This window comes from Micromonospora sp. ABR4_055 (genome assembly GCF_056160425.1).
Map to the genome: position 1 here is coordinate 1 of NZ_JBSWXD010000309.1, position 1506 is coordinate 1506.

Below are 1506 nucleotides of genomic sequence, written 5' to 3' on the forward strand. Positions count from 1 at the left end.
CTGTGAGACCCCGTCGGGGGCTCACAGTCCGCCGCGCGCGACGGGGTCTCCGGGACACCGCCGATATCAGGTCGATAATATACATTATGTCAACTAGGAGACGTGGGTCGAGGTGACCGACCGGCTCTGACGGCGTGGACCCGGCGGATCACGGGCTTTCCCGTGTCCGTCACTTCCCAGCGAGCCCCAGCGTCGCCGGTGACCCGCCGAACTTCCGGCATCGCGTCCCGAGGCGCATCGCCGGCCCTTCGGTGCGGCCACCGCGACACATGTTGGGACGCGGCCACCCCCCCCCCGGCCGGGGCTCGCGGGTCCTCGGCCGGATCTGGTGGCACACCGAGAAGACATGCATAATATGCGTTATGCACCAATTTGTGGATCTGGTGGCGGTACGGCTCGTCGAGGACTTCCTCGCCGACCGCGCCTCCCGCAAACCCTCCCCGCACACCCTGGACGCCTACCGCCGCGACCTCGTCGCCGTCCTACGCCTGATCGGCGACTCCACCGAACCGACTCCCCTGCCCTGGACCGACGTACCACTGGAGGCGCTCGACCAACGACGGCTCCGCGCCGCGTTCGCCCGGTTCGCGGCCCCCCGCTCCCCCGCGTCTGTGCACCGGGCCTGGTCGACGTGGAACTCGTGGTTCAACTTCCTGGTCGCCGACGGCATCGCCGCCGGAAACCCGATGCCCGCAGTGGGCCGCCCGCGGGCCCCGGCAGCACTACCGAAGCCGCTGCGAGGCGAGGAGACCCCGGAGACGCTGCTGGCCGCCGCCGCGCGGAGCGACCCCCGCCAGCGCGACCCGTGGCCGGAGCGTGACCTGCTGGTGGTCGCTCTGGCGTTGTGCGCCGGTCTGCGACTCGGCGAGCTGCTGGGGCTGCGGGTCGGCTCGGTCGCGGGACGTCCCGGTGAACGCCGGATCGAGCTGACCGGCAAGGGCGGCCGGCTGCGGACCGTCCCGGTGGAGGCCGCCGTCGACGTCGTCGTCGACGGCTACCTGGCCAGCCGCCGACGACGGTTCGGCCCCCGGTCGGTACGCCCCGGAGGTCCGCTGTTGGTCGACCGGCGCGGTGCCGCCCTGCGGCGCGGCGGCCTGCAGTACCTGGTGCGGTCGTGTTTCCGGCGGGCAGGGATCACCGAGCGGGTGCCGCGGGGTGCGCAGCTGCACGCGCTGCGACACACGTTCGCCACCCGGTTGGCCGAGGACGGGGCGAACGCCGCCGAGATCATGCGGCTGCTGGGGCATGCGAGCCTCACGGCAAGCCAGAACTACATCGAGGTGACGGCCGACCAGCAGCGGGCGGCGGCACGGGCAAACCGGTCGAACCGGTCGCTGCGTCGAGTCGTCGGGCCTGCCTGAACTGGGGCTGGTTGGGGTGGTGACGGCGCTTGGTCCACCCCATCCGGGACAACGCCGCCCCCCTATTACCGCCGCGACCAGGAAAGCCCTCTCTCTTCTCCCCCCCCCCCCCCCCCCCCCACACCACCACCCCCCCTCTCGCATG

1 protein-coding gene is annotated in these 1506 nt (G+C 72.2%); it reads left to right on the plus strand.

Going from position 1 to position 1506, the window contains the following annotated elements:
* Positions 1-362: 362 nt before the first annotated feature.
* Complete coding sequence (locus ACXAHD_RS32070) at positions 363-1361, plus strand: tyrosine-type recombinase/integrase (RefSeq protein ID WP_281554925.1); 999 nt, start codon at positions 363-365, stop codon at positions 1359-1361.
* The last annotated feature ends 145 nt before the right edge of the window (positions 1362-1506 follow it).